At 73.6% G+C, this 1,365-nt stretch carries 1 protein-coding gene; it reads left to right on the top strand.

All coding sequences use genetic code 11. The features are described 5' to 3' along the window. Positions 1 to 264: 264 nt before the first annotated feature. On the top strand, positions 265 to 1,365 hold a 1,101-nt coding region (locus ABFS34_16845; protein MEN8377094.1), incomplete at its 3' end, for a DUF222 domain-containing protein.

Raw genomic sequence — 1,365 nt, 5'->3', positions numbered from 1 at the left:
CGCGCGCGCGCCGGTCCGTCCGCGCCCAAGAAAACCCTTGACAGGTTTTCGCGGCCCGGGTCCGGCCGGGGCCGACACACTCGTCGGCGACCCCCAGCGACGCGCCTGATTCTCCCCCTCCGGCCCGCGCCCGGACCGTCGCACCGGGTGCGCCTCGACAAGCGCGCGACGGCCCGTCAGCTCCCACCAAAGAGGCCCCGAATATGCCCCGTATATTGGAAGGGTGACGACCGATTTTGGCCCTGACCCCGAAAAGGCTGTTTGATGACGCCCTACGCCCTCGCCGCCAGGACGAACCCCGTCCCGGCCTCCGACGACACCGAAGCCCTGGGCGACGAGATCGCCCGCCTCTCGGCCCACATGCACGCCGCCGAGTATCGGCTGCTGACCCTGCTGCGCGAGTTCGACGAGCGGGAGGGGTGGGGCGCCGGCGGCTTCCGCTCGTGCGCGCACTGGCTGTCGTGGCGGACGGGCCTGTCGGCAGGCCCGGCGCGCGAGAAGGTGCGCGTCGCTCGCGCGCTGGCCGACCTGCCGCTGATCGGGGCGCGCATGCGGCGCGGCCAGTTCTCCTACTCGAAGGTCCGGGCGCTCGCGCGCGTCGCCACACCCGAGAACGAGGCCGAACTCATCCACTTCGCCGAGCACGCGACAGTGGCGCAGGTCGAGCGCCTGGTGCGCGGCTGGCGCCGGGTGGACCGCCTGGAGGCGTGCGCCGAGGAATCGCGCCGCGAGCGGCGCTCCCTGGAGGTATATCCGGACGAGGACGGCATGTACGTCGTGCGCGGCCTGCTCGAGCCGGAGGTCGGCGCGCTGCTGATGAAGGCGCTGGAGGTCGCCGGGCGCGAGCTGTACCGGGCCGACCCGGAGGCGTCGGCGGCGCAGCGCAGCGCCGACGCGCTGGGCGAGCTCCTGAGGAGCGGCGACGGGCCGTCCGTGCAGGCCGTGCTGCACGTGGCCTCGAACGGCGTGGCGCGTACGGAGGAGGGCGTCGGCGTTTCAGCTGAAACGTCAGAACGGCTCACCTGCGATGCGCGCGTGACGGAGGTCGTCGTGGACGGGAGCGGCGGCGACGTGCTCGACGTGGGGCGCGCGCGCAGAACCGTGCCCGCCCGCATGCGGCGCGCGCTGGAGGCCAGGGACGACGGCCGCTGCCGGTTTCCCGGGTGCGAGTCGACGCGGTGCGACGCGCACCACGTGCGGCATTGGTCGCGCGGAGGGGAGACGAAGCTGGAGAACCTCGTCCTGCTGTGCCGGTTCCACCACCGGCTGGTGCACGAGGGCGGCTTTCGCGTGGAACTGCGCACGACCGGGAGCGGCACGGCGGCCAGTGCCGCCGCCCGCGGACAGGATGACGTGGCTGGCGCG

The organism is Gemmatimonadota bacterium (assembly GCA_039715185.1).
Lineage (GTDB): Bacteria > Gemmatimonadota > Gemmatimonadetes > Longimicrobiales > RSA9 > DATHRK01.
Note: the sequence above shows the minus strand (reverse complement) of the source record. Positions and strands in the feature narration are given on the sequence as shown.